Here is a 22566-nt window from a genome sequence, read left to right on the forward strand (position 1 = left end):
CAGGGCGGCCCTTTTTGCATGCAGAAGCCGCTTAGCCGAGTTGTCCCGTTTCGGGAAGGCGCCGAGACATGGCTGAGGGGCAGGTGGTAAACTTTTAGTTAACGTGCACAATGCGGCTCATGAAACGCCGCGCTCTTGTCCTTACGCACGAATCGGCCAGCCACTGGTTTCGCCGCTCGCTGCCGCCTCATGTGTTTCGCGTGCCTGCCTGGGCGGAGAGCGACGGGCGGGCAGCAGCCAACATGGCGGCGGCGACCGCATGGCGCGCCTCCGGTAGCGACTGGCGCAGTTTTCTGTCAACCTACTGCTCCTGCTTCGTAGCGATCGGCGTGTTCATCGCATGATGGAGCGCAGTGCAGGGTATCAGACGGCTTCGGCCGCGACCTCCGCCTTGAACAGCAGGTGAGCCAGCCAGGCTGAAGCGACGCAGCACAGCGACACGATCAGAAGCTGCTGCGCTACGCCAATTCCCAGGAAGGTCATCAGGCCGGTCAGCAGCGATCCCAGGACCATGGCCCCCGAGTTGACGATGTTGTTCGCGGCGATGGTGCGTGCGGTCTGGGATTTCTCGACGAAGGTGGTCAGGAACGCGTAAAGCGGGACCACGAAGATGCCGCCGCACACGGCGATGCCCAGCAATGTCAGCATAAGCGGCACCGCAAGCGGCTGCACCACGAAGGTGCCCACATCCATCAGGGCGCCGTCGCCGCTGTGAGGGGGCCACAGGCGGCAGACCTGCTGGAATGCCATGAGCGAGACGCCCATGCCGATGACGGAGATTGGCGACCAGCGGGCCGACACTGTCCCCTTCAGCAAGGCATTGATGGCCATCGATCCGAGCGCCACACCAACGGAGAAGATGACGAGGAAGAGGCTCGCCACTTCCTTGCTCGCCATGAGCATGTTCTTCGCCAGCGGCGGGAACTGGACGAACAGGACCGTGCCGATGGCCCAGAAGAAGCTGATGGCGCAGATGGCAAGGAACACGCGCCGGTCCTGCATGGTGGTCCGCACGAGGCGCACCGAAGCCCGGATCACGTGGTAGTCCAGCGGTTCGACCTGCCCGAGCGGAGGAGCGGCAGGAACCTGGCGGCCGGCGAGCCAGCCGATGCAGGCGATCGCGATCACGCCGATGGCCGCCGCGTCGACACTGATCCAGCCGGCGACGATCGTACCCGCCAGAACGGCGATATACGTGCCGGCTTCCACCAGCCCGGTCCCCGAAAGGACTTCGCCTTCCTTGAGGTGTTGAGGCAGGATCGCGTACTTGATAGGGCCGAAGAAGGTCGAGTGGACACCCATCGCAAAGAGCGCCAGCAGCATGAGCGGAATGGCGATGCCATCCAGCGCCACGCCTTGCCAGGCGAGCGCCAGACCAGCGCCGCCCACCAGCATGATGGCGATCTCGCAAGCCTTGATGATCCGGATCAGCAGCGCCTTGTCCCGCATGTCCGCGAGTTGCCCCGCGAGCGCCGAAAGCAGGAAGAACGGGATGATGAATACGGCGGAGGCAAGGGCGCTGAACCGCGCCTCCTGCGCTTCCGACTGGTACACCTCGTAAACCACGAAGAGCACCATGGCGTTCTTGAACAGGTTGTCGTTGAACGCGCCCAGCAACTGGGTGACAAACAGCGGAAGAAAGCGCCTCGTCCGGATGAGTTGGGTCGTCGTGGTCATGATATCAGGTATGCCGCCGGCCTTGCTCACTGGTGGGCGGGACACTTAATGGCCTGCGCCTGACGCACAAGCCCCGTTCGAGACTTTATTCCTGCAGCGTTTGCGCGCTATGGCAGTAGCATCATGCTGACACTGCCGAACATTCTGACGCTCTCCCGCATCCTCGCGGTGCCGTTGCTGGCTTTCCTTCTGTGGTGGCCCACGTGGGAACTCGGTTACGGTCTGGCGTTCGGGCTCTACTGCCTGATGGGGATCACCGACTACTTCGACGGTTACCTCGCGCGGTCGAGCGGCGCAGTCTCGCGGCTGGGCGTCTTCCTTGATCCCATTGCGGACAAGATCATGGTCGCGGCCGTGATCCTGGTTCTCACGGCACAGGGCATTCTGCGCGGTCCCTACGTAGGGGACATGCACGTCATCGCCGGGCTCGTCATTCTCGTGCGCGAAATCGCTGTTTCCGGGCTGAGGGAGTTCCTCGGCGGGTTGCAGGTGTCGATGCCGGTCAGCCGCCTGGCGAAGTGGAAGACCACCTTCCAGCTCGTGTCGCTTGGAGCCCTCATCCTTGGTACGGCCATGCCCTGGTGGAATCTGGACCTCGGCTCGCTGGTAGTGAACGTGCCGCATTCGGTCGGCCTGACGACGCTGTGGGCCGCGGCCGTGCTGACGCTGGTGACGGGCTGGGATTACCTGCGCGTCGGCCTCAGGCACATGGATTGATCGGTCGCGGGGTAGCGGGACGCGGCCGGGAGGGGTAACGCCCTCCACTCGAATCATGCATGCACAATCCCACCTGAACCCGCGCCGCTCCGTCGTGTTCTCGCTTGCTGCGGCAGCGGGTCTGGCCGTGGCCAACATCTACTACAACCAGCCGGTGATCGGGCTCATGCAGCGCGAACTCGGCGGGAGCACCGTGACCTATGTTCCCACGGTGACACAGCTTGGCTACGCGGTCGGTCTCGTCGCGCTCGTTCCCCTGGGGGACCTGCTCGAACGCAAGCGGCTGATCGTGCTGCAGTGCCTCGCCCTCAGCGTGGCGCTGGCGCTGGTGGCCCTTGCGCCCACGGCCGGGCTGCTGCTCGCAGGCTCGCTGCTGGTGGGTCTGCTCGCCTGCGTCGCTCAACAGATCGTGCCCTTCGCCGCCAACATCGCGCCCGACGAGAAGCGCGGCGCCGTAGTCGGCACCGTGATGGCCGGGCTTCTCTGCGGGATACTACTCAGCCGCGCTCTGTCCGGCCTCGTGGGAGGTGCGTTCGGCTGGAGGGAAATGTTCTGGCTGGCCGTTCCGCTGGCCGTGATCACAGCGGGGCTCATGGCCCTGCAACTGCCCCGCAGCCGGCCTGCTCCCACGGAGATGACGTATGGGGCGCTTCTGGTCTCCCTTCGCGACCTGTGGCGGGAATTTCCTGCTCTTCGGCTCGCATCGTTCACTCAGTGCTGCCAGTTCGGGGTGTTCAGCGTGTTCTGGACGATCCTTGCGCTGCACCTTCAGGAGCATTTCGGCTATGGTCCGCAGGCGGCTGGCCTGTTCGGAATCGTCGGCGCCGCCGGGGTTCTGGTCGCTCCGCTCGCCGGGCGCATGGCCGACCGCACCGGCCCGCACCGGATAATCGCCAGCGCGACCGTCCTGACACTTGGCGCCTGGCTGATCTTCGCGTTCTGGACGTCCATACTGGGTCTGGTTATCGGCGTCCTCGTTCTCGACATCGCCGTGCAGCTCAGTCAGATCTCCAATCAGAGCATCATCTACGCTCTGCGTCCGGAAGCGCGATCGCGGATCAACACCGTGTACATGAGCCTCATGTTTCTGGCCGGCAGCGCCTGTTCCGGGGCGGCAACGGCGATCTGGCATGTCTGGGGCTGGAGCGGTGTGTCCGGTCTCGGCATCGGCCTTTCAGCGCTTGGCGTCATGCTCCAGATGCGCAGGCGCGGCTGAGCCACCGCTCCCTGTGCGAGCGTCAGCCGGCGCGCAATTCGTCGGCGAGCATGCGGAATTCCTCCGCACGGGGTGAATTCTTGCGCCAGACCAGAGCGATCTCGCGGTTGGCATTGGGTGATACAAGCGGGCGCGCCACGACATTGGTGCCGTTGAGAATGCCGGCATCCAGCGCCATTTCCGGCAGCATGGTGAGGCCAAGGCCATTGTCCACCATCTGCACAAGAGTGTGCAGGCTGGTGCCGATCATCGTCGCGCTGGCCCGGAGTTCAGGCCGATTGCACGCCGCAAGTGCGTGGTCCTTCAGGCAATGACCGTCCTCGAGCAGGAGAAGCCGGTTCTCATCGATGATGTCCGGGCTGATCTCCGGAGGCGGATCACGCGGATCGTCCCGTGGAAAGGCCACGAAGAAGGCGTCCAGCTCGATCGTTTCTTTTTCCACTTCGCCAGTGGCGTAGGGAAGGGCCAGCAGCACGCAATCCGCGCGGCCGTGGTGCAGCGATTCGATCGCCTGCTGGCTCGGCTCCTCGCGCAGGAACAGCTTCAGGTTCGGTCGCTCGCGCCGCAGACGAGGAAGCATGCGCGGAAGAAGGAAAGGCGCAATCGTGGGAATCACGCTCATGCGCATTTCGCCCGAAAGCGGTTTGCCGCTGGACTGGACGAGATCGGAAAGCTCTTCCGTCTCCCGCAGGATCCGGTGCGCCTTCTCGACTACTGCGTTTCCCAGCGGCGTAAAACGTACCGCGCGCTTCGTCCGCTCGACCAGCGTTACGCCTAGCAGCGTCTCAAGATCGCGCAGGCCTGCCGAGAGCGTCGATTGGGAAACAAAACAGGCCTCCGCGGCGCGACCGAAATGGCCATGCTCGTGAAGGGAGACGAGATACTGCAGCTGCTTGAGCGTCGGCTGGTAGACGGTCATGACACCGCTATTGCACGAGTGTCACGCCGTCGCCAGCCATTTGATTGTGCGCTGCGGCAGGAAGCCAAACGTCCTATCCCGTCGCTTCCTGTCCTGCCGCTTCGGGGGCTGCAGCCACTTCGACCCGCGTCATCTTCAGCTTGCCGTTCTCCACCGCGAACGCAAGCTTGCCCTCGACCAGATCAAGCGCGTCATGGCCGAACACGTCATAACGCCAGCCTTCGAGAACCGAGAGGTTCTTGCGAACGCCCGCGGCCAGCATCTCCAACTCGTCGCTGCGGGCGAGCAGGCGGGCTGCGGCGTCGATTTCACGCGCGCGGATCTTGAGAAGGAGCTTCAGCAGGTCGGCGACGAGGGCGCCTTCCTTGCCCAGCGGCGCGCCGCGCGGTGCACGAGGCGGCAGCTCATCCTCGGCAAGCGGTTCGGCCTTGGCGATGGCGCTCATCAACCTGCGGCCGATCTCGTTGTCTTTCCAGCCCTGGGACAACCCGCGCACCTTCGCCAGATCCGCCTGCTGCTTCGGCGGGTGGCTGGCGATATCGGCCAGCGTCTCGTCGCGGGCGATGCGCCCACGCGGGATGTTCTTGTTCTGCGCTTCGAGTTCGCGCCATTCCGCGATCGCGCGAAGCCGCCCGAGCACCTGCGGATTGCGACCCGGTGCCTTGATGCGCTTCCAGGCTTCCGCGGGGTCGTTACGGTAGTTTTCCGGATCCGCCAGCTTTTCCATCTCCTGGTCAAGCCATTCGCCGCGTCCGGTCTTCACCAACCGCTTCAGAATCTTGGGGAAGATCTTTGAGAGATATGTGACGTCCCCGATGGCGTATTCGATCTGGCGGTCCGTCAGCGGTCGGCGCGACCAATCGGTGAACCGCGCCCCCTTGTCGATCGTGACGCCCTGCCAGGATTCGACGAGGTTGGAATACCCGATCTGCTCGGACTGGCTGATGGCCATCATCGCGATCTGCGTGTCGAAGATCGGGTGAGGAGTGCGGCCGGTGGCGTTATAGATGATCTCCACGTCCTGCCCGCCGGCGTGGAAGACCTTGAGGACATCCTCGTTCTTCGTGAGCAGGTCCAGCAGCGGCGTCATGTCGAGACCGTCAGCCAATGGATCGACCGCCGCCGCTTCTTCGGTGTTGGCGATCTGCACGAGGCAAAGTTCAGGCCAGTACGTGTTCTCGCGCATGAACTCGGTGTCCACGCTCACGAAATCAGACTTCGCAAGACGTTCGCACAGCGCTGCGAGATCGTCGGTCTTTGTTATCAGCGGATGAATTTTCATTGAAGCGAGGCGTTACGCCTAACGGCGCGGGGGATCAACGCCTGCTGTTGCGCTTTCGTCGCAGTTTATTTCCGACCGAACATTCTCCGGAAGAAGCCGGGTTTGTCGTTCTGCGCAAAATCGGCGAGGCTTTCCGGCGTAACCAGCCGGCGGCGCAACTGCGAACCGGAGGTGTGATCCTGCGATTGCGGGGAGTACGACATCTGCGCATCGCCAGCGCTGTCGGCGGCCTCGGACTCGCCGGCGGGCGGCTGCTGCGCCAGATCCGCGCGCGGTACGAGCGACATCAACGGCGGGTGTGAGCTGCCCCGGACAGCGATCGGCGCGTCGGCCCACGCCGGAAAGGCGAAGCTTTCGTCGTTCTGATGGAACTCCTCTTCCCGCTTGCGTTCCGCGCGCATCAACCTTGTCCTACTTTTTGCCTGTTCACCCGTAACGCGCTCAATACCAGCTTGGCGGTTAACCTTAGCTTACAGCCGATCGGGCCGGCTTCAGCCGCGGGACGGACCGGCCGTGCCGGCTGCGGGCTTCGGATTTGCGCGAATCCGCATCTGGAAATCACGGCGGCAGTCGACTAGTGGGGCCGGCATTATCCCATACGATAAAAAGAGCCCATCATGACCCATCCCTACCGCTCCCATACCTGCGGCGCCCTGAGCGCGGCCGAGGTCGGCCAGACCGTCCGCCTCTCGGGCTGGGTCCATCGCAAGCGCGACCACGGCGGCGTTCTGTTCGTGGACCTGCGCGATCACTACGGCATGACCCAGGTGGTAGCCGACGTCGACAGTCCCGCGCTGGCCGTGCTCGATTCGCTTCGTGCCGAAAGCGTCGTCACGATCGAGGGCAGCGTGAAGGCGCGGTCCGAAGGGACGGTCAACGCCAACCTGGCGACCGGCGCGATCGAGGTTTACGCCCGTTCGGCCACGGTGCTGTCAAAGGCAGAGGAACTGCCGATGCCGGTCGCGGGCGAGCAGGAGTATCCCGAGGACATCCGCCTCAAGTACCGCTTCCTCGACCTGCGCCGCGAGACGCTGCACGCCAACATCGTCAAGCGCACGCAGATCATCCGCGACATGCGCCGCCGCATGGAGGACACCGGCTTCACCGAATATTCGACGCCGATCCTGACGGCTTCCAGCCCGGAAGGCGCGCGCGACTTCCTGGTGCCCAGCCGCATCCACGCGGGCAAGTTCTACGCCCTGCCGCAGGCCCCGCAGCAGTACAAGCAACTGCTTATGGTCGCTGGGTTCGACCGCTACTTCCAGATCGCGCCCTGCTTCCGCGACGAAGACCCGCGCGCAGACCGCCTGCCGGGCGAATTCTACCAGCTCGATCTCGAAATGAGCTTCGTGACTCAGGAAGAAGTCTGGGAGACGATGGAGCCGGTGCTGCGCGCGACGTTTGCCGAGTTCGCCGGCGACAAGCCGGTGACGCCCGCCGGTGAGTTCCGCCGCATTCCGCACGCGCAGGCGATGCTGGATTACGGCTCGGACAAGCCTGACCTGCGCAATCCGCTCATCATCAAGGACGTGACGGCGCACTTCGTTGAATCGGGCTTCGGCATCTTTGCTGGCATCGTCGCCAACGGCGGCACGATTCGCGCGATCCCCGCACCCGGCGCCGGTGCGGGCAGCCGCAAGTTCTTCGATGACATGAACGTGTGGGCGCGCGGCGAAGGCTATTCGGGCCTTGGCTACATCAATATCAAGGAGGGCGTGCCGGGCGGTCCCATCGCCAAGAACCATGGCGAGGAAAAGACGGCCGCGCTGGTCGAGGCGCTGGGCCTTGGCCCCAATGACGGCGTGTTCTTCGCTGCGGGCAAGGAAGAGCAGGCGGCGAAGCTCGCCGGTCTCGCGCGCACCCGCGTGGCGGAACAGCTCGACCTTATCGACAGGGACCGCTTTGAGCTGTGCTGGATCGTCGATTTCCCCTTCTTTGAATGGGACGAGGACAACAAGAAGGTCGACTTCGCCCATAACCCGTTCTCGATGCCCCAGGGCGGGATGGATGCGCTGGAAAACCAGGATCCGCTCACCATCAAGGCCTATCAGTACGACCTCGTCTGCAACGGCTATGAGATTGCCTCGGGTTCGATCCGTAATCAGTCGCCCGAGCTGATGGTCGCGGCGTTCGAGAAGGTGGGACTGTCCAAGGCGGACGTCGAGGAGCGCTTCGGCGGCCTCTACCGCGCCTTCCAGTACGGCGCTCCGCCGCACGGCGGCATGGCGGCCGGCGTCGACCGCATCGTCATGCTGCTTTGTGGGGCGCAGAACCTGCGTGAAATCACGCTGTTCCCCATGAATCAGCGCGCTGAGGACCTGCTGATGAACGCGCCGAGCTCGGCCGAAGCCAAGCAACTGCGCGAACTGCACCTGCGTGTAGTGGAGCCGGTGAAGCCGGCGGCTCCTGCGCAGGGGAAGGTCGTCGCGCCCGAATGATCCACGGGGTTCCGCCGTCCGGGGGTTGATCCGGCGGCGGTGCCCGTTCAAGGCACGATGGTGCGCAGCCGAGCCGTCGCCGATGGCTCGGGGCGGGACGCGCCGAAGGCAATCTCCAAATCGGGGATAACGCGATGCGAGGAGGGGGCTGCGTTTCAGTCAAGGCCCTTGCCAGCGTCGCCACCAGTCTTTAGGGCGGCTGTCGAGATTCAAACCCGCATAGTTTTGAAGGGGTCTATACAAATGAGCGATACCGCCGATCGGGTTAAGAAGATCGTCGTCGAACATCTTGGCGTCGAAGCTGAGAAGGTGACCGAGGACGCGAGCTTCATCGACGACCTGGGCGCAGACTCGCTCGACATCGTCGAGCTGGTCATGGCCTTCGAAGAAGAATTCGGCGTCGAGATTCCCGACGATGCCGCTGAAAAGATCAGCACTGTCTCCGATGCCATCAAGTACATCGAAGAGAACAAGGGCTGATCTCGGGGGTCGCATGCCCTTGCTCCGTTCCGAGTGAATGGGGCAGGGGTGCAACACCGGATTGAAATCGACAGGCTCGACCTCTAAGGGGGCGGGCCTGTTGCCGTTTCGGCCAAGCGTGTTCAGCGCGACGCCGTTACCGGGCTGTAGTTAGAGTTTCGGAGATCATATGCGTCGTGTCGTCGTAACCGGACTTGGTCTCGTCACCCCTCTTGGTGGCGATGTGGAGACCACCTGGGCCAACATCCTCGCCGGCAAGTCGGGCGCGGGACCGATCACCCGGTTCGACGCATCGGACCAGAAGTGCCGCATCGCCGCCGAGGTGAAGCCGGCCGATCACGAATATGGCTTCGATGCCAACAAGCGCGTCGACCACAAGGTCCAGCGCCAGGTAGACCCGTTCATCGTCTTCGGCATCGATGCTGCAGGCCAGGCGATCGAAGATGCCGGCCTCACGGACATGGATGAAGCGACTCGCCTCATGGCGGGCTGCTCGATCGGTTCGGGCATAGGCGGCCTTCCGGGCATCGAAAGCGAATCGCTGGTGCTGGCCGAGAAGGGCCCGGGGCGCGTTTCGCCGCACTTCGTGCATGGACGCCTCATCAACCTCATCTCGGGGCAGGTCTCGATCAAGTACGGCCTGATGGGTCCGAACCACGCCGTCGTCACCGCCTGCTCGACCGGCGCGCACTCGATTGGTGACGCCGCCCGCATGATCAAGGACGGCGACGCGGACATCATGCTGGCCGGCGGCGCGGAAAGCACCATCTGTCCCATCGGCATCGCTGGCTTCGCCCAGGCGCGCGCGCTCTCGACGTCGTTCAATGATGAACCGGAAAAGGCCAGCCGCCCTTACGACAAGGACCGCGATGGCTTCCTCATGGGCGAGGGCGCAGGCGTCGTCGTGCTCGAGGAATACGAACACGCCAAGGCGCGCGGCGCCAAGATCTACGCCGAAGTCATCGGCTATGGTCTGTCCGGTGACGCTTACCACGTTACCGCGCCTCACCCGGAAGGCTCGGGCGCGTACCGTTCTATGGCCATGGCGCTGCGCAAGGCGGGTCTTGAGCCGAAGGACATCGATTACATCAACGCGCACGGCACATCGACTCCGCTCGGCGACGAGTTGGAGCTGGGCGCAGTGCGCCGCCTGTTCGGCGATGCCATCGACAACGTCTCGATGAGCTCGACCAAGTCGGCCATCGGGCACCTGCTCGGCGGCGCCGGTGCGGTCGAATCGATCTTCTGCATTCTGGCGCTGCGCGACCAGATCGTTCCGCCCACGCTCAACCTCGACAATCCGAGCGAAAGCTGCGTTGGGGTCGATCTCGTGCCGCATACCGCCAAGAAGCGGGAAGTGCGTGCTGTGCTCAACAACAGCTTCGGGTTTGGCGGGACCAACGCCAGCCTGGTGATGCGCAAGATAGACTAAGAGGCGCAGATCCATGATCTCCCGGCGCGGTTGCGTCCTGGCGGCGGTTGCCGCCATTGTCTTCGTCGGGAGCCTCTGGGCCTTCTTCGGCGGCTGGTATGGTTCTGGCCCGCTGGAGAAGGAACGCCACTTCATAGTTCCCAACGGCGCCAGTCTTGCGGCCGTGGCCGAAAGGTTGGAGGAGCAGGGCGTCATTCGGTCCGCTACCGGTTTCACGCTGCGTGCGCGCTTTTTCGGGGGCGGCAGCGGCATCAAGGCCGGTGAGTTCGCCATTCCCCCCCACGCCAGCCCCTCGCGCGTGCTGGCAATCCTCTCCAGCGACGATGTCATCCGGCGCTTCGTGACCGTGCCGGAGGGGATGCCCTCGATCATGGTCTACGAGCGTCTCATGGCGCAACAGGCCTTGAGCGGCGACCTTGTCGTTCCCAAGGAAGGCTCCGTCCTTCCCGACAGCTACGCCTTCGAAAAGGGCGAGCCGCGCGAGGCCGTGCTGCGCCGGATGCAAACCGCGATGAGCCGGACGATCAAGGAACTCTGGCCCGCGCGCGCATCGAACCTGGTAGTCAAGACGCCGGAAGAGGCGATCACGCTCGCCTCGATCGTGGAAAAGGAGACAGGCAAGCCTTCCGAGCGGCGCATGGTGGCGGGGCTTTACTCAAACCGCTTGCGTACGGGCATGCTGTTGCAGGCGGACCCGACGATCATCTATCCGATCACCAAGGGCAAGCGCCTTGGCCGCCGTATCCTGCAGTCCGAGATACGGGCGGTGAATGACTATAACACCTACACCATGGTGGGCCTGCCAAAGGGGCCGATAACCAACCCGAGCCGTGCCTCCATCGCCGCGGTGCTAAACCCGGCGAAAACGGAAGCCCTGTACATGGTGGCGGATGGGACGGGCGGCCATGTCTTCGCAAACACGCTCGAAGAGCATAATCGCAACGTGGCCAAGTGGTTCGCCATCCGTCGCGAGCGGGGTGAGCTCTGAAGGCGGAGGGGCCTGCCTCCCATACGGGAACAAGTCTCCGCGACAGTGTTTTCCCCAACTCCGCGCCATGCTGGTGCTGCGGAGATGTGCGATGACAGATTCGGCAGCTGACTGGCCGACGGCGAACTTGGCGGCAACCGGGCCGCGAAAGCCGCGCGCGCCGCTGCTGGTCACCGCCGAACTGCCGCCCGACGTACTCGCCTGGTGCGATGCGCTGCGCCGGGCGCACTACCCCCCCGAGCGGAACCGCCTTCGCGCCCATGTAACGCTTTTCCACGCCCTCCCGCACTCCGTCGAGGATGAGCTTGCCGCAGTTCTGGGAGACCTCGCACGGTCCGCGCCGCCGCCGGCCCGCATAGAAGGCCTTATGAAGCTGGGCGCAGGGACGGCGCTGGCGGTGGAAAGCCCGGAGATGGTCGCCCTGCATGCGGTTGTGGCGGACCGCATGCATGGACTGCTGACGCAGCAGGATGCACAGCCGTTGCGCCTGCACGTGACGATCCAGAACAAAGTCACCACCCAGGCTGCGCGGGCGCTGCAGGCGGAGCTCGGTCCTCAGTTGCAGCCGCTGTCCTTCCGCTTCCGAGGTTTCGGCCTCTACGCCTGGGAAGACGGACTGTGGCGCTTGATCCATCTTTTTTCCTTTCGTGGCTGAATGTGCTTTTTGGGTGTTGACGGATGCAAACCTCCCCCCTAGAGGACGCGGCCTGCACCGCAGCCGCGGCGCACCAGATCAAGCCTCCCGAACGGCAGGCATGGTATGGCGGAGTAGCTCAGCTGGTTAGAGCAGCGGAATCATAATCCGCGTGTCGGGGGTTCGAGTCCCTCCTCCGCTACCATTCTCCACGTTTGTGGCAGATTTCTCAGAAACTCGCGGAAAACCGCTCTTCTTAATGCTCTGGCAGTACGTCCAGTGGTACAAAGAGGCGGCCATATCCGTGGAAGTCAACGTGAAATATCTCCAAGCCGATCCCAAGACCGGGGTGCTGCGCTACCGCCGAGCATTCCCCGTAGCGCTACGCCCTTTTGTACGCGCCGACGCGGTTCCGTTGTCGGAATTGAAGGTGTCGCTCGGCGTGCGGTCGATGAACGAGCCGGGCGCGAAGGCCCGCCATGATGCCGCCGCTGCGAAGTATGACCAGATGATCGCCAGGGCTACGCAGTTGGCCAATGGCGTGTACGACAGGCTCGACCCGCCGCTGATCGAGTTCCTCGCAAACAACTACCTCCATCAGCAATTGGTCTTGGATGAGGCCTCCCGGTGGAGACAGCCGTTGCCCGATGTGCCCTTCGAGACGCGCAGGGATCGTGAGGCCGATTACGAAGAGAGCCGGGAACTTCTGGATGACCACGACGTCGACGGTCTGCTGGACTACTGGCGTGACTGGGCCCTCGCTTACACCCAGGCCATGGGCTATGTTTTTGATACGTCGAAGCCGGAGTTCGCAATGCTCTGTCGCGCATTTGGCGAGGCCGCCTGCAAGCTCTGGCTAGCGATCGATAAGCGCAACGACAGGTTGGCAGCGCCGACCCCCGAGGCTCCCACTGAGCCGCCTAAGGCAGTGGCCACCAAGACTGAGGTGGCGCCCACGCGATTGGCCCCATCGGAAGAAGAAAAGAGCTTTGAGGACATTGCGTGGGGGCTGATCGACAACCCTCGCCTCGGCATGAAAGAGGGCGTGAAGGAACATGTGCGGACTGGGCTGCGCTTCGTTCGTGAAGCCCTTGGCCAACCAGGCCCCAGCCAGCTGACGCGAGCAGCGGTATCCCAGCTTCTCGATCTGATGGCGCAGCGCCCAGCAAGGTTGCCCTACGCGCAGCAGACACTCGACCTGCGGGAGTTGGCCGATCGTTATCGTGACCAGCCGGAGGTGCGGCGAATGTCCGCCCGCACAATGGAAGTGCGCCTGAGCGCCCTCTCGACGGTCTGGAAGAAAGGGGTGAAGGAGGGTGCCATTGATCCCGATCTTCCCAACCCATTCGTCAATCGGGAAGTCGTCGAGACCCAACGGCAAGAAAAAACCGCCAAGGGCTTTTCTCCGGGCGAGCTGCAGGCCTACTTCCGCATGCCGCCGTTTCAAGACGGGTACCGGCCCGTACGAGGTAAAGGAGAGGCCATTTTCTGGCTTCCGCTGATTGCTCTGTTCACCGGGGCCAGACCGGAAGAGATCGCACAGCTGCTTGTGGCTGATATCTTTCAGCGCAAGGATGACGGGAGGTGGCTGATCCGGTTCACAGACGAAGGATTTCACCCGGTGAAGGGGCCGCAAACACTCAAGACGGAGCGGTATGAGGTGGGGAGGCGAGAGTTTCCCATACCTCAGGCGCTCGTCGATCTTGGTCTTCTCGATTACCACACTCATCTGCAGAATGACGGCCAGTCGGCCCTATTTCCTCTGCTGCGCTTGAAAGGTAAACGCGGCGGACTTTACGACAGTTTTGGTGGGTGGTTCGGCCCGTACATCTATGATCAGGGCGTGCTGCAGAGGAACTCCGGCAGACAGCCAGTCCGCGAGTTTCGACACACGTGGACGACCGCTGCACGAAATTGCGGCATCGCTAAGGATGCGCGGGTCTATATTCAGGGTCGAACATCGTCAGGGCCACGTTCCAGCGATGACGATTACGGTGAGTTTTCCGGCCTCGGTAATCAAATCGACCGGTTGCAGTTCAAGGTCGACATCGTGGCGCTGGTCCCCCGCTGGCGACCGCCCGCATGATGCCTTGCGATGTAAGTTCAGATGGTGTTGTAACGCATTGACGATGTGCTGCCTTGCGCAGCTTCGGGGGAAGATGTGCAAGTAGACCTTCAAGACCTCACGCGCCGCCTGTTCCAGACGGCCAACCAACTGTGGGCGAACACAGACCTCCGACCGGATCAGTACGCCCAGCCGGTGCTGGCCCTCATCGCGCTGCGGCAAATGGAGGCGAAGTTCGACCGGGTCCATGCGGACTTATCGAAAACCTTTACGGGGCGCCTCAAGCCTACTCCAGGCGATTACCATGGTCATGGCGCCGTCTTCCTGCCCGCGCACGCCCGCTTCTCGTACCTGCTGGCGCTGCCGGAGGCTGACGACCTTTCTCAGGCCCTGAATGAGGCCATGAAGGCCATCACAGAGCACAACCCGGATTTGGCGGGTGTGATGCCCCAGGGCTACGGATCGCTGCCCAACGAGGTCCTGAGGGAACTCCTGCGCCTGCTCCAGCCGCTCAGGATCGACGGGGACGCCTACGGCCTCATCTTCGAGTATTTCATGGGCGCCTTCGCCTCCTCCTTCATGCAGAAGGGCGGCGAGTACTTCACTCCGGCCTCGATCGTGAAGCTGATCGTCGAGGTGCTGGAACCTTACCACGGCAAGATATTCGACCCGGCCTGTGGCTCGGGCGGCATGTTCGTGCAATGCGCCGAGTTCGTGAAGCGCCACCACAAGAACCCCTCGCGGGAAATCGGCATCTACGGGGCCGAGAAGATGCAGGACAACCAGAAGCTGGCCCGTCTGAACCTGGCGGTCCACGGCCTTTCGGGCGACATCCGCATCGCCAACAGCTACTACGAGGACCCCCATGGCATGGTCGGCCAGTTCGACTTCGTCATGGCCAACCCGCCGTTCAATCAGTCCGAGGTCGATCGGAGCCGCCTGGTCACCGAAGCGGGCCAGGTGGACGCGAAGTTCTCGCTCGGCATCCCCAGCATCAACAACGCCAACTACCTGTGGATTGGCCTGTTCAACGCCGCGCTGAACGAGACAGGCCGTGCGGGCTTCGTCATGGCCAACTCGGCCTCGGACGCGGGCGGGTCGGAGCGGGAGATGCGCCGCAAGCTGGTCGAGAGCGGAGCAGTGGACGTCATCGTCTCCACCTCGCCCAACATGTTCTTCACGGTGACCCTGCCGGTGACCCTGTGGTTCCTCGACAAGGCCAAGGCGAAGCGCGAGCGGGCCGACGAGGTGCTGTTCATCGACGCCAGGCACATCTTCCGCCAGGTCACCCGCGCCCACCGCGACTACACGCCCGACCAGATCGAGTTCCTGGGCAACATCGTGCGCCTGTGGCGCGGTGAGGAAGAGGAGCTGGAAGCGGGTAGCGGGGAGCGCATGACCGAGACCTTCGGCGATGATGGCTACAAGGACGTGCCCGGCCTGTGCAAGGTGGCCACCCGCGCCGAGATTGCCGCCCAGGACTGGAGCCTCAACCCTGGCCGATACGTGGGGGTGGCGCCCGGTGAGCAGGTGGACGACGTCGACTTCAAGGAGCGGCTGGAGGCCCTGCAGGAAGAGCTGGAGGGGCTGAACGCCGAGGCTGCGCGGCTCCAGGCCGTGATCGCGCAGAACGTCGCCGAGGTGCTGGAGGCATGAACGAGTGGCCGGAGGTCGAACTCGGCGACCATGTCGATCTTCTTGCCGGGTTCGCATTTAAGAGCGCCAAATTCTCGGACAGTCCAGATGAGGGCGTTCGTCTTTTGCGCGGAGACAATGTCGCGCAAGGTACTCTTCGCTGGGGTGGAGCGAAACATTGGACCGCCTCAGAATATGGGGACTTTGAGCGCTACCATCTGGCAGAGGGTGACGTGATACTCGCCATGGACCGACCTTGGATTGAGGCCGGACTGAAGTACGCCTATGTTCGCAAGTCGGACCTTCCCTGTCTTCTGGTCCAGCGGGTTAGTCGTATGCGGGGCTCGCCCACCTTGGACACGGCCTTCTTGCGCTACCTCATCGGCTCGCAGGCGTTCACAGGCCACGTGCAGGGCATCATCACGGGGGTCAATGTTCCCCACATTAGCGGTCGTGATATCAAGCGTTTCCGCTTCATGCTCCCACCTCTCGAAACCCAACGCCGCATCGCGTCGATCCTGGGGGCCTACGACGACCTGATCGAGGTCAACCGGCGCCGGGTGGCGGTGCTGGAGGAGATGGCGCGGTCGCTGTTCGAGGAGTGGTTCGTCCGCTTCCGCTTCCCCGGCCACGAGAGCGTGCCCCTCGTCGACACCCCGGACGGCCTGCTACCGCAGGGGTGGAAATGGACGCCGTTTTCTTCGTTGGGGGAATTCATGAATGGCTTCGCGTTCAAGCCCACCCATTTCGAGGATGATGGGTTGCCGATCATTAAAATCCCAGAGCTGAAGAATGGGGTTACGCAGAAGACGCCCTGCAACAGTGGCGCTGATGTTCCGCAGAAGTACCGGGTGAGCGACGGCGATCTATTGTTCTCGTGGTCAGGGACCTTTGCCATATCAGAATGGACAGGTGGACCTGGGCTTCTCAATCAGCACCTATTTCTCGTTCGCCCAGAAGCGGGTGTGGAAAGAGGGTTGCTTAAGTCCGCATTGCGCTGGGCCATCCCATTATTTGACAATCAGGGAGTGGGGGCGACGATGAAGCATATCCGTCGATCAGCACTCGACCACACCAAAATACCGTACCCCGGCGCAGGACAAGTTCTGAATCAGGCCAACGACCTGTTCCGGTCTTCGTATGACCTATGCGTCAACATCCGTCGGCAGATACAGGCACTCGCAGCCTCCCGCGACCTCCTGCTCCCCCGGCTTATCTCCGGGCAGCTCTCGGTCGGGGCTGCCGAACGGGACCTGGAGCTGGCCGCATGACCGTGAAGCTCGGCAAGGTGATCCAGGTCGATGTCCGCAAGGCCTGGCCGAACGAGGCGGCACATTTTACGCCCTGGCTGGCCTCTCCTGACGGCCTGGAGCTGCTCCAGGACGCGCTCGGCATGGACCTGGAGGTGGAGGCGACCGAGCAGTTCATCGGCCCCTTCCGTGCGGACATCCTGGCCAAGCGCACCGACACGCCCGACGAGCACTGGGTCCTGATCGAGAATCAGCTGGAGAAAACAGATCACCGCCACCTGGGCCAGCTCCTTACCTATGCGGCAGGCCTCAAGGCCGCCACGATAGTCTGGGTCGCCCAAGACTTCGCCGAAGAGCACCGTGCTGCGCTCGACTGGCTGAACGACATCACCAGTGAGGACTACCAGTTTTTCGGCCTCCAGATTGAGCTGTGGCAGATCGGCGCCTCCGACCCTGCGCCAATGCTCAACGTCCTGGCCGAGCCCAACGAGTGGACCCGCGAGGTCAAACAGTCGGCTGAAGGGGGCGTCTCGGACCTAAAGCAGCAGCAGATGAACTACTGGCAAGGCTTGAGGACCCGGCTGCTGGAGAAGAAGAGCAAGGTAAGGCCCCAGAAGGCCCATCCGCAGTCGTGGACGACGTTCGCCATTGGGCGTGCAGACACCTGGCTCGGAGCCTGCGTGCAGTCCCAGAAGAAGTATATCTGGGCTGAGTTCTGCTTTCGTGGGCCTGCGGGCAAGGTCTGGTATGATGAACTATTCGCCCAGAAGGATGCCATCGAGGCTGAGTTCGGCGCCCCGCTCTCGTGGGAGCGCTTGGATGGCAAGAAGCAGAGCCGCATAGCGATCTACCTCGAAGGCGTGGACCCAACCAACGAGGCCGACTGGCCCCGCCAGCACGAGTGGTTAATACAGCAGCTGGAGAAGATGCGCCCAATCTTCCAGCCGCGTGCATTGGCCTTGAGCGATGGCAACAGCATGCCCGAGACCGATAGCCATGAGTTGACGGACGAGACCTGATGGCACCCTCGCTGACCAGGACCATCGCCTCCGAGGACGGGATTGTCGAGCAGCCCGCGCTCGCCCTTCTGCAGGAGCTGGGCTGGGCGCATGCCAACCTGATGCATGAGCAGCCTGGACCAGCGAACCCGACAGGCCGCACCAGCTTCCGGCAGACCTGGCTCCCGGCGCGTCTCCAGGCGGCCCTGAGCAAGCTCAACCCAGGCATGCCGCCCGAGGCACTGAAGCTGGCCGAGGAAGCCCTGACGAAGGACCGCACGGGCACCCTGGCGCCCAACGCAAACCGCGAGGTTCACGGCTTCCTAGTCGACGGCGTGCGCGTCCAAGTGCGCAAGGACGACGGCAAGTTCGAGGACCTGACCGTCCGTGTCATCGACTGGAAGGACCCGCAGGCGAACGACTTCCTGGTCGCCAGCCAGGTCTGGGTAGAAGGAGTGCTCCACAAGCGCCGCCCGGACACGATCGGCTTCGTTAATGGCCTGCCGCTGCTCCTGGCCGAATGGAAGGCGCCGACCTGTCCGATCGCCGACGCCTACGAGAAGAACCTGCGGGACTACCGGGACACCGTGCCGCGCCTGTTCGACGCCAACGGCTTCGTCCTGCTCTCCAACGGCCTGGAGGCGGTTATGGGGGCGAGCCATGCGCCTTTCGAGTTCTACGCCCCCTGGAAAAAGCTGGACGAGGACGGTCCCGAGGGCCCCAGCCTGGAGACGATGCTGCGGGCGACTTGCGACCCTGCTCGCTTCCTGGACCTGATCGAGAACTTCCTCCTCTTCGACGAGGTCCCTGGCGGCCTGCGCAAGATCATCGGCAAGTACCACCAGGTGCTGGGTGTCAACCGAGCCATCCAGGCCGTGGACCATATCAAGGAGAACCAGGGCAAGCTGGGCGTCTTCTGGCACACCCAGGGTTCGGGCAAGAGCCTGTCGATGGTGATGTTCGCCGAGAAGGTCCTGCGGCGGCTGGGGGGCAACTACACTTTCGTCATCATCACTGACCGTACCGAGCTGGACGACCAGATCGCTGGACAGTTCGCCTCGGCAGGGGCGCTCACCAAGAACATCGACCAGGCCCAGGCGGGTAGCCGCGAGCACCTGAAGACCCTGCTAGCGGGCAACGAGCGTTACGTCTTCACGCTGATCCAGAAGTTCTCCACCGCCGAGAAAGAGCCTATGCCGGTCCTCTCCGACCGCTCAGACATCATCGTCATCACCGACGAGGCCCACAGGAGCCAATACGACCAACTCGCAGCCAACATGCGGGCGGCCTTGCCCAATGCGGCCTTCATCGGCTTCACAGGGACCCCATTGATCAAGGGCGCCGACAGCAAGACCCGCGAGGTCTTCGGGGACTACGTTTCCGTCTACGACTTCGCCCAGTCGGTACGTGACGGCGCCACTGTCCCGCTGTTCTACGAGGCTCGCAAGCCCGAGCTGCAGATGGACGCCGATACCCTGCGCGACGAGCTGGACAGCCTTCTGGACGAGGCCTTGCTCGATGAGGAGCAGGAGAAGAAGCTCCAGCGCCAGTTCGCCCGGCAGTACACGCTCATCACGGCGCCCGACCGGCTCGACAAGGTGGCCGACGACGTAGCGCTCCACTTCGCCCAGCGCGGTTACCGGGGCAAGGCCATGTTCGTGGCGATCGACAAGGCTACTGCCGTTGCCATGCACGACCGCGTGAAGGCGTCCGTCGCCCGGCTGATCGCCGAGGACGAGAAGCGTCTCAAGACCGCGCACGAAGCGGAAGGCGCTGCGATTGCGGATCGGCTGGCCTGGCTAAGGGAACTCGACATGGCGGTGGTGGTCAGCCAAGGCCAGAACGAGGTGGACGACCTGAGGAAGAAGGGCCTCGATATCTTGCCCCATCGAGAGCGGATGCAGCGGGAGGACCTGGAGGCCAAGTTCAAGGACAAGAACGATCCGCTGCGGCTGGTGTTCGTCTGCGCCATGTGGATCACAGGCTTCGACGTGCCCTCGATCGGCACCGTCTACCTCGACAAGCCGATGAAGAACCACACGTTGATGCAGACCATCGCTCGCGCCAATCGCCGGGCCGAGGGCAAGACATCGGGTGTGATCGTCGACTATGTGGGCGTCTTCTCCAATCTACAGAAGGCACTGGCGGTCTACGCAGGCGGCGGTGGCGCTTCAGGGGGCGCTAAGGCGCCGATCGAGGACAAGGAGGCGTTGGTCCGAGTACTCCTGGAAACCTTGGAGGCGGCGAGAGCGTTCATCCGACCCTGTGCCGTCGATTTGGAAGCGATCATGGAGGTGAAAGCCTTCGAGCGCCTTCGCGTGATCAGCGCTGCCGTCGAGGCACTGGTGGGGCCGGACGATCGGCGCCGCGAGTTCCTACGCCTCGCCGGGGGCGTGACGAAGGCTTACAAGGCCTTATTACCCGATGAGAGGGCAGCGCCGTTCCTCAAGCCCGTGGCGGTAATCCATACGCTCGCCGATGCTGTCAGAGCCAAGCTCGGACCGGTGGACATCTCTGCCATCTCGGGCAAAATCGCCCAGATCATCGAGGAGAAGCTGGAAGGCGTGGCGATCCTGACGCCGCTCGTTGAGGGCGACACTGCCAAGGGCCGGGTGGACCTGTCCGACATCGACTTCGAGGCGTTGGCCCGGTTGTTCGATGTCAGCCCCAAGGTTGCCGCCGAGAGGCTACGGGAGGAGGCGGAAGACCGGGCTCGCAGAATGGCCGAGGAGAACCCGACACGCGTCCACCTGATCCAGCGGCTGGAACTACTGGTGGCGGCTTACAACGCGGGCTCCATCGACGCCGACCGCTTCTTCCGAGCTCTAAAGGAGTTCGTTACTGGCCTCACCAAGGAAGAGCAACGGGCCGCCAGAGAGGGACTAACGGACGAGGAACTCGCTATCTTCGACTTGCTCACCACGCCGGAGCCCAAGCTGACCAACGCGCAGGAGATCGAGGTTAAGGTGGTCGCCCGTCAGGTCCTGGGCAAGCTGCACGAACTGGTCGACGCGGTGAACTGGATCGGTAACCAGCAGACACGCGGCGCCGTGTGGACGGCCATTCGCCAGCGCCTGAACGAGTTGCCCGAGGACCTGTACCCCGAGCCGCTCTGGAACACGAAAGTTGATCAGGTGTGGGAGTTCGTGTTGCAGCGATATGCGACGGGGAGCCAAGCGGCGCACTAACGGGATGAGGAGGCGGCCCATGACGGGCGCACGTCAGGGATGATATGCGAAAGGACTTTTCGTACTCATATACTCTCGGGTGTGCCCTCTGCTCCCTGAAGGTAGACGTAGCGGATAATCATGTTGGTGATACCCCCCTCAGACATCAAGGCCCCGGAAGGTCTGAAGGCAGCTTAGGCAAAACTTCCGGGATGACCAGGGGAGGGTGACCAATAACCCCACCTACATAGTCCCTGAATGCCTTGATCGCCGCCTCTTGCGCCTGCGGGAGGTGCTTCACAGCGACGATGAGCCCGTCATGGATCGGCAGCACAGGAACCTCTTGCGCCATGAGCCGGTCCATCGCCAGCCTTAGGATTTCGCTCTCGTGGAACTGGAGATCAAGGGTCGATATCCCGCAGGTCGCAAGTTCTGCCAGCAGGGGGTGCCGCCCTACGACCGCTTCGCCGACCCTCGCGATCGGGAAGTCGGCTTGCAACTGCCGCCCGCCGTTCTGCGCGGCGTAGGTCGCCTTCTTGTCCGTCGCCCACTGACGCGGCTCAGGGTTGGATGACCCGATCGCCTGCGTACACCACCATTTCACCAAGGTCCGATCCACGCCGTCGACGGCGTACGGGTCACTGGAGAGGTCGAGCGGGCGATCGAGCAGGGCGTGGAGCAGCGTCAGGTGTGACGCCCGGATATCCGCTTCGCCGACCCGCTCGCCGTCGAAGGTGATACGCTCCAGCCGCCGTTCGGCGCTCATGGCCTCGTAGCGATGGCCCCCGGGAAGCGAATAATATCGTCCGCCCCTGTTCCAAGCGAAATCGGGCTGGTCGCCGTCGCTGAAGATGCGGCGAAGGCCCGGGAAGGTGATCCCGCCGATGTCATGTCGCAAAAGGTTCCTGTTGAGCCTGTCGATGCCTGCCAGGATTGCTGCTGGGCCTGGCGCTTGCTTGTCGAACGGGGTGTCCTCAGCAGCGAGCTTCTTCCCGAGGACCCGGACCTTTCTGTTCCGCAACACGAGCCGGTCTTCATCTGCCGGGGCCGCCACGGGGCTGCCGAACGCCCCCGCCCAGTGCTCCTTCCAGGCGTTCAACTCGACGCCGAACGACGCAGCAAGGCTGACCAGAGCGGGCGTGAGCTGGAAGGTCGTCACCTGTCCGTTGAAGTTGTGGACCTGGCCGAAGGCCTTGCGGAACCGAGGCTGGCCGACCGTGATCGTAAGCAGGCCCGCCGCTTCCAGCTTCGTGATCACGTTCAGGAAAATACCATGCCCAAATCCCAGCGTCTTCGAAGGGAAGTCCTTGGGCGACATCCCGTGCGCTCCCGGCCATGGGTGCCGATCGTCCGAATGGCCCCGGTGGAGGTCGAGCAGGTCGGCCATGAGGGCGCCGATGGCCTGGCGGCCCTTCTGAACGCTGGTCGGGCGCTTCTCGCTGGCGAAGATGTTCTCGACGAGCCGCTCGACCAAGGCGACCGCTGCGGGCGACACAGGGCCGCCGAGTAAGGCGATGGGGTAGGCCTCGACGTATGCGAACGCTGGTTCGGCGCTGTGCTGCTCAGACGCCATCTGAGGGCTCCGAAAGGGCCGCAGGAGCAGACCCTGACCGATTAACTTGGAAAGAGGCATTGCCGCTGAGAATACAACGTAAGCCCCTCAGTGAG

Annotated in this window: 18 protein-coding genes and 1 tRNA gene; 14 read left to right on the forward strand and 5 right to left on the reverse strand. The window is 63.3% G+C overall.

What is annotated here, in order from left to right; genetic code table 11:
• The first annotated feature begins 119 nt into the window (after positions 1-119).
• Entirely contained in the window at positions 120-344 is a 225-nt protein-coding gene (locus QOL62_RS02520; protein ID WP_283405050.1) for a hypothetical protein, read from the forward strand.
• A gap of 19 nt (positions 345-363) precedes the next feature.
• Here the strand turns inward: QOL62_RS02520 and QOL62_RS02525 are convergent, their stop codons facing one another.
• Positions 364-1677 (reverse strand): MFS transporter, encoded by a 1314-nt coding sequence (locus QOL62_RS02525; RefSeq protein ID WP_283405051.1) that lies wholly within the window; start codon positions 1675-1677, stop codon positions 364-366.
• Between the two features lie 123 nt (positions 1678-1800).
• Between QOL62_RS02525 and pgsA the strand changes: the two genes are divergently transcribed.
• Positions 1801-2394 (forward strand): CDP-diacylglycerol--glycerol-3-phosphate 3-phosphatidyltransferase, encoded by a 594-nt coding sequence (pgsA, locus tag QOL62_RS02530; RefSeq protein ID WP_103727759.1) that lies wholly within the window; start codon positions 1801-1803, stop codon positions 2392-2394.
• Positions 2395-2449: 55 nt separating this feature from the next.
• Complete coding sequence (locus QOL62_RS02535) at positions 2450-3610, forward strand: MFS transporter (protein ID WP_283405052.1); 1161 nt, start codon at positions 2450-2452, stop codon at positions 3608-3610.
• Positions 3611-3632: 22 nt separating this feature from the next.
• On the opposite strand, the gene QOL62_RS02540 is transcribed toward QOL62_RS02535, so the two are convergent.
• From QOL62_RS02540 to QOL62_RS02550, 3 genes are all read right to left on the reverse strand, one after another.
• Positions 3633-4529 (reverse strand): hydrogen peroxide-inducible genes activator, encoded by an 897-nt coding sequence (locus QOL62_RS02540; RefSeq protein WP_103727757.1) that lies wholly within the window; start codon positions 4527-4529, stop codon positions 3633-3635.
• A 73-nt stretch (positions 4530-4602) separates the two neighbouring features.
• A complete protein-coding gene (rnd, locus tag QOL62_RS02545) occupies positions 4603-5811 on the reverse strand; it encodes a ribonuclease D (protein WP_283405053.1) in 1209 nt (402 codons plus the stop codon).
• Between the two features lie 65 nt (positions 5812-5876).
• The gene (locus QOL62_RS02550) at positions 5877-6212 is read right to left on the reverse strand and encodes a hypothetical protein (protein ID WP_283405054.1); all 336 of its coding nucleotides are present in this window, start codon (positions 6210-6212) and stop codon (positions 5877-5879) included.
• A 216-nt stretch (positions 6213-6428) separates the two neighbouring features.
• On the opposite strand from QOL62_RS02550, the gene aspS reads away from it, so the two are divergent.
• The 11 genes from aspS (at position 6429) to QOL62_RS02605 (ending at position 20919) form a co-directional block, all read left to right on the forward strand.
• A complete protein-coding gene (aspS, locus tag QOL62_RS02555; protein WP_103727754.1) occupies positions 6429-8249 on the forward strand; it encodes an aspartate--tRNA ligase in 1821 nt (606 codons plus the stop codon).
• A gap of 243 nt (positions 8250-8492) precedes the next feature.
• Positions 8493-8729, forward strand: a complete 237-nt coding sequence (locus QOL62_RS02560) for an acyl carrier protein (protein WP_007679564.1) — start codon at positions 8493-8495, stop codon at positions 8727-8729.
• A 169-nt stretch (positions 8730-8898) separates the two neighbouring features.
• Positions 8899-10161, forward strand: a complete 1263-nt coding sequence (fabF, locus tag QOL62_RS02565) for a beta-ketoacyl-ACP synthase II (RefSeq protein ID WP_103727753.1) — start codon at positions 8899-8901, stop codon at positions 10159-10161.
• Positions 10162-10174: 13 nt separating this feature from the next.
• Entirely contained in the window at positions 10175-11149 is a 975-nt protein-coding gene (gene mltG / locus QOL62_RS02570) for an endolytic transglycosylase MltG (RefSeq protein ID WP_283405055.1), read from the forward strand.
• A 91-nt stretch (positions 11150-11240) separates the two neighbouring features.
• Positions 11241-11804 (forward strand): 2'-5' RNA ligase family protein, encoded by a 564-nt coding sequence (locus QOL62_RS02575; protein WP_283405056.1) that lies wholly within the window; start codon positions 11241-11243, stop codon positions 11802-11804.
• A 107-nt stretch (positions 11805-11911) separates the two neighbouring features.
• Positions 11912-11988 (forward strand) — tRNA-Met (locus QOL62_RS02580).
• A gap of 54 nt (positions 11989-12042) precedes the next feature.
• Positions 12043-13869, forward strand: coding sequence for a site-specific integrase (locus QOL62_RS02585; RefSeq protein WP_283405057.1), 1827 nt, complete (start codon positions 12043-12045; stop codon positions 13867-13869).
• Between the two features lie 75 nt (positions 13870-13944).
• Positions 13945-15504, forward strand: a complete 1560-nt coding sequence (locus QOL62_RS02590; RefSeq protein ID WP_283405058.1) for a type I restriction-modification system subunit M — start codon at positions 13945-13947, stop codon at positions 15502-15504.
• The gene (locus tag QOL62_RS02595) at positions 15501-16754 is read left to right on the forward strand and encodes a restriction endonuclease subunit S (protein WP_283405059.1); all 1254 of its coding nucleotides are present in this window, start codon (positions 15501-15503) and stop codon (positions 16752-16754) included. The genes QOL62_RS02590 and QOL62_RS02595 overlap by 4 nt, the downstream gene beginning before the upstream one ends.
• Positions 16751-17752: a DUF4268 domain-containing protein gene (locus QOL62_RS02600; protein ID WP_283405060.1), complete on the forward strand. Its 1002-nt coding sequence runs from the start codon at positions 16751-16753 to the stop codon at positions 17750-17752. The genes QOL62_RS02595 and QOL62_RS02600 overlap by 4 nt, the downstream gene beginning before the upstream one ends.
• Complete coding sequence (locus QOL62_RS02605; RefSeq protein WP_283405061.1) at positions 17752-20919, forward strand: type I restriction endonuclease subunit R; 3168 nt, start codon at positions 17752-17754, stop codon at positions 20917-20919. Before QOL62_RS02600 ends, QOL62_RS02605 begins: the two co-directional genes overlap by 1 nt.
• A gap of 145 nt (positions 20920-21064) precedes the next feature.
• Here QOL62_RS02605 and QOL62_RS02610 read toward each other — a convergent pair whose 3' ends face one another.
• On the reverse strand, positions 21065-22471 hold the full coding sequence (locus tag QOL62_RS02610) for a hypothetical protein (RefSeq protein WP_283405062.1): 1407 nt from the start codon (positions 22469-22471) through the stop codon (positions 21065-21067).
• Positions 22472-22566: the final 95 nt, after the last annotated feature.

It is taken from the genome of Novosphingobium panipatense (genome assembly GCF_900182875.1).
Lineage (GTDB): Bacteria > Pseudomonadota > Alphaproteobacteria > Sphingomonadales > Sphingomonadaceae > Novosphingobium > Novosphingobium panipatense.

Excerpts from the sequence above, each read along its gene's own strand:
- QOL62_RS02520 (WP_283405050.1), top strand. The coding sequence starts at position 120 with ATGAAACGCCGCGCTCTTGTCCTTACGCACGAATCGGCCAGCCACTGG.
- QOL62_RS02525 (WP_283405051.1), bottom strand. The coding sequence starts at position 1,677 with ATGACCACGACGACCCAACTCATCCGGACGAGGCGCTTTCTTCCGCTG.
- pgsA (WP_103727759.1), top strand. The coding sequence starts at position 1,801 with ATGCTGACACTGCCGAACATTCTGACGCTCTCCCGCATCCTCGCGGTG.
- QOL62_RS02535 (WP_283405052.1), top strand. The coding sequence starts at position 2,450 with ATGCATGCACAATCCCACCTGAACCCGCGCCGCTCCGTCGTGTTCTCG.
- QOL62_RS02540 (WP_103727757.1), bottom strand. The coding sequence starts at position 4,529 with ATGACCGTCTACCAGCCGACGCTCAAGCAGCTGCAGTATCTCGTCTCC.
- rnd (WP_283405053.1), bottom strand. The coding sequence starts at position 5,811 with ATGAAAATTCATCCGCTGATAACAAAGACCGACGATCTCGCAGCGCTG.
- QOL62_RS02550 (WP_283405054.1), bottom strand. The coding sequence starts at position 6,212 with ATGCGCGCGGAACGCAAGCGGGAAGAGGAGTTCCATCAGAACGACGAA.
- aspS (WP_103727754.1), top strand. The coding sequence starts at position 6,429 with ATGACCCATCCCTACCGCTCCCATACCTGCGGCGCCCTGAGCGCGGCC.
- QOL62_RS02560 (WP_007679564.1), top strand. The coding sequence starts at position 8,493 with ATGAGCGATACCGCCGATCGGGTTAAGAAGATCGTCGTCGAACATCTT.
- fabF (WP_103727753.1), top strand. The coding sequence starts at position 8,899 with ATGCGTCGTGTCGTCGTAACCGGACTTGGTCTCGTCACCCCTCTTGGT.
- mltG (WP_283405055.1), top strand. The coding sequence starts at position 10,175 with ATGATCTCCCGGCGCGGTTGCGTCCTGGCGGCGGTTGCCGCCATTGTC.
- QOL62_RS02575 (WP_283405056.1), top strand. The coding sequence starts at position 11,241 with ATGACAGATTCGGCAGCTGACTGGCCGACGGCGAACTTGGCGGCAACC.
- QOL62_RS02585 (WP_283405057.1), top strand. The coding sequence starts at position 12,043 with ATGCTCTGGCAGTACGTCCAGTGGTACAAAGAGGCGGCCATATCCGTG.
- QOL62_RS02595 (WP_283405059.1), top strand. The coding sequence starts at position 15,501 with ATGAACGAGTGGCCGGAGGTCGAACTCGGCGACCATGTCGATCTTCTT.
- QOL62_RS02600 (WP_283405060.1), top strand. The coding sequence starts at position 16,751 with ATGACCGTGAAGCTCGGCAAGGTGATCCAGGTCGATGTCCGCAAGGCC.
- QOL62_RS02605 (WP_283405061.1), top strand. The coding sequence starts at position 17,752 with ATGGCACCCTCGCTGACCAGGACCATCGCCTCCGAGGACGGGATTGTC.
- QOL62_RS02610 (WP_283405062.1), bottom strand. The coding sequence starts at position 22,471 with ATGGCGTCTGAGCAGCACAGCGCCGAACCAGCGTTCGCATACGTCGAG.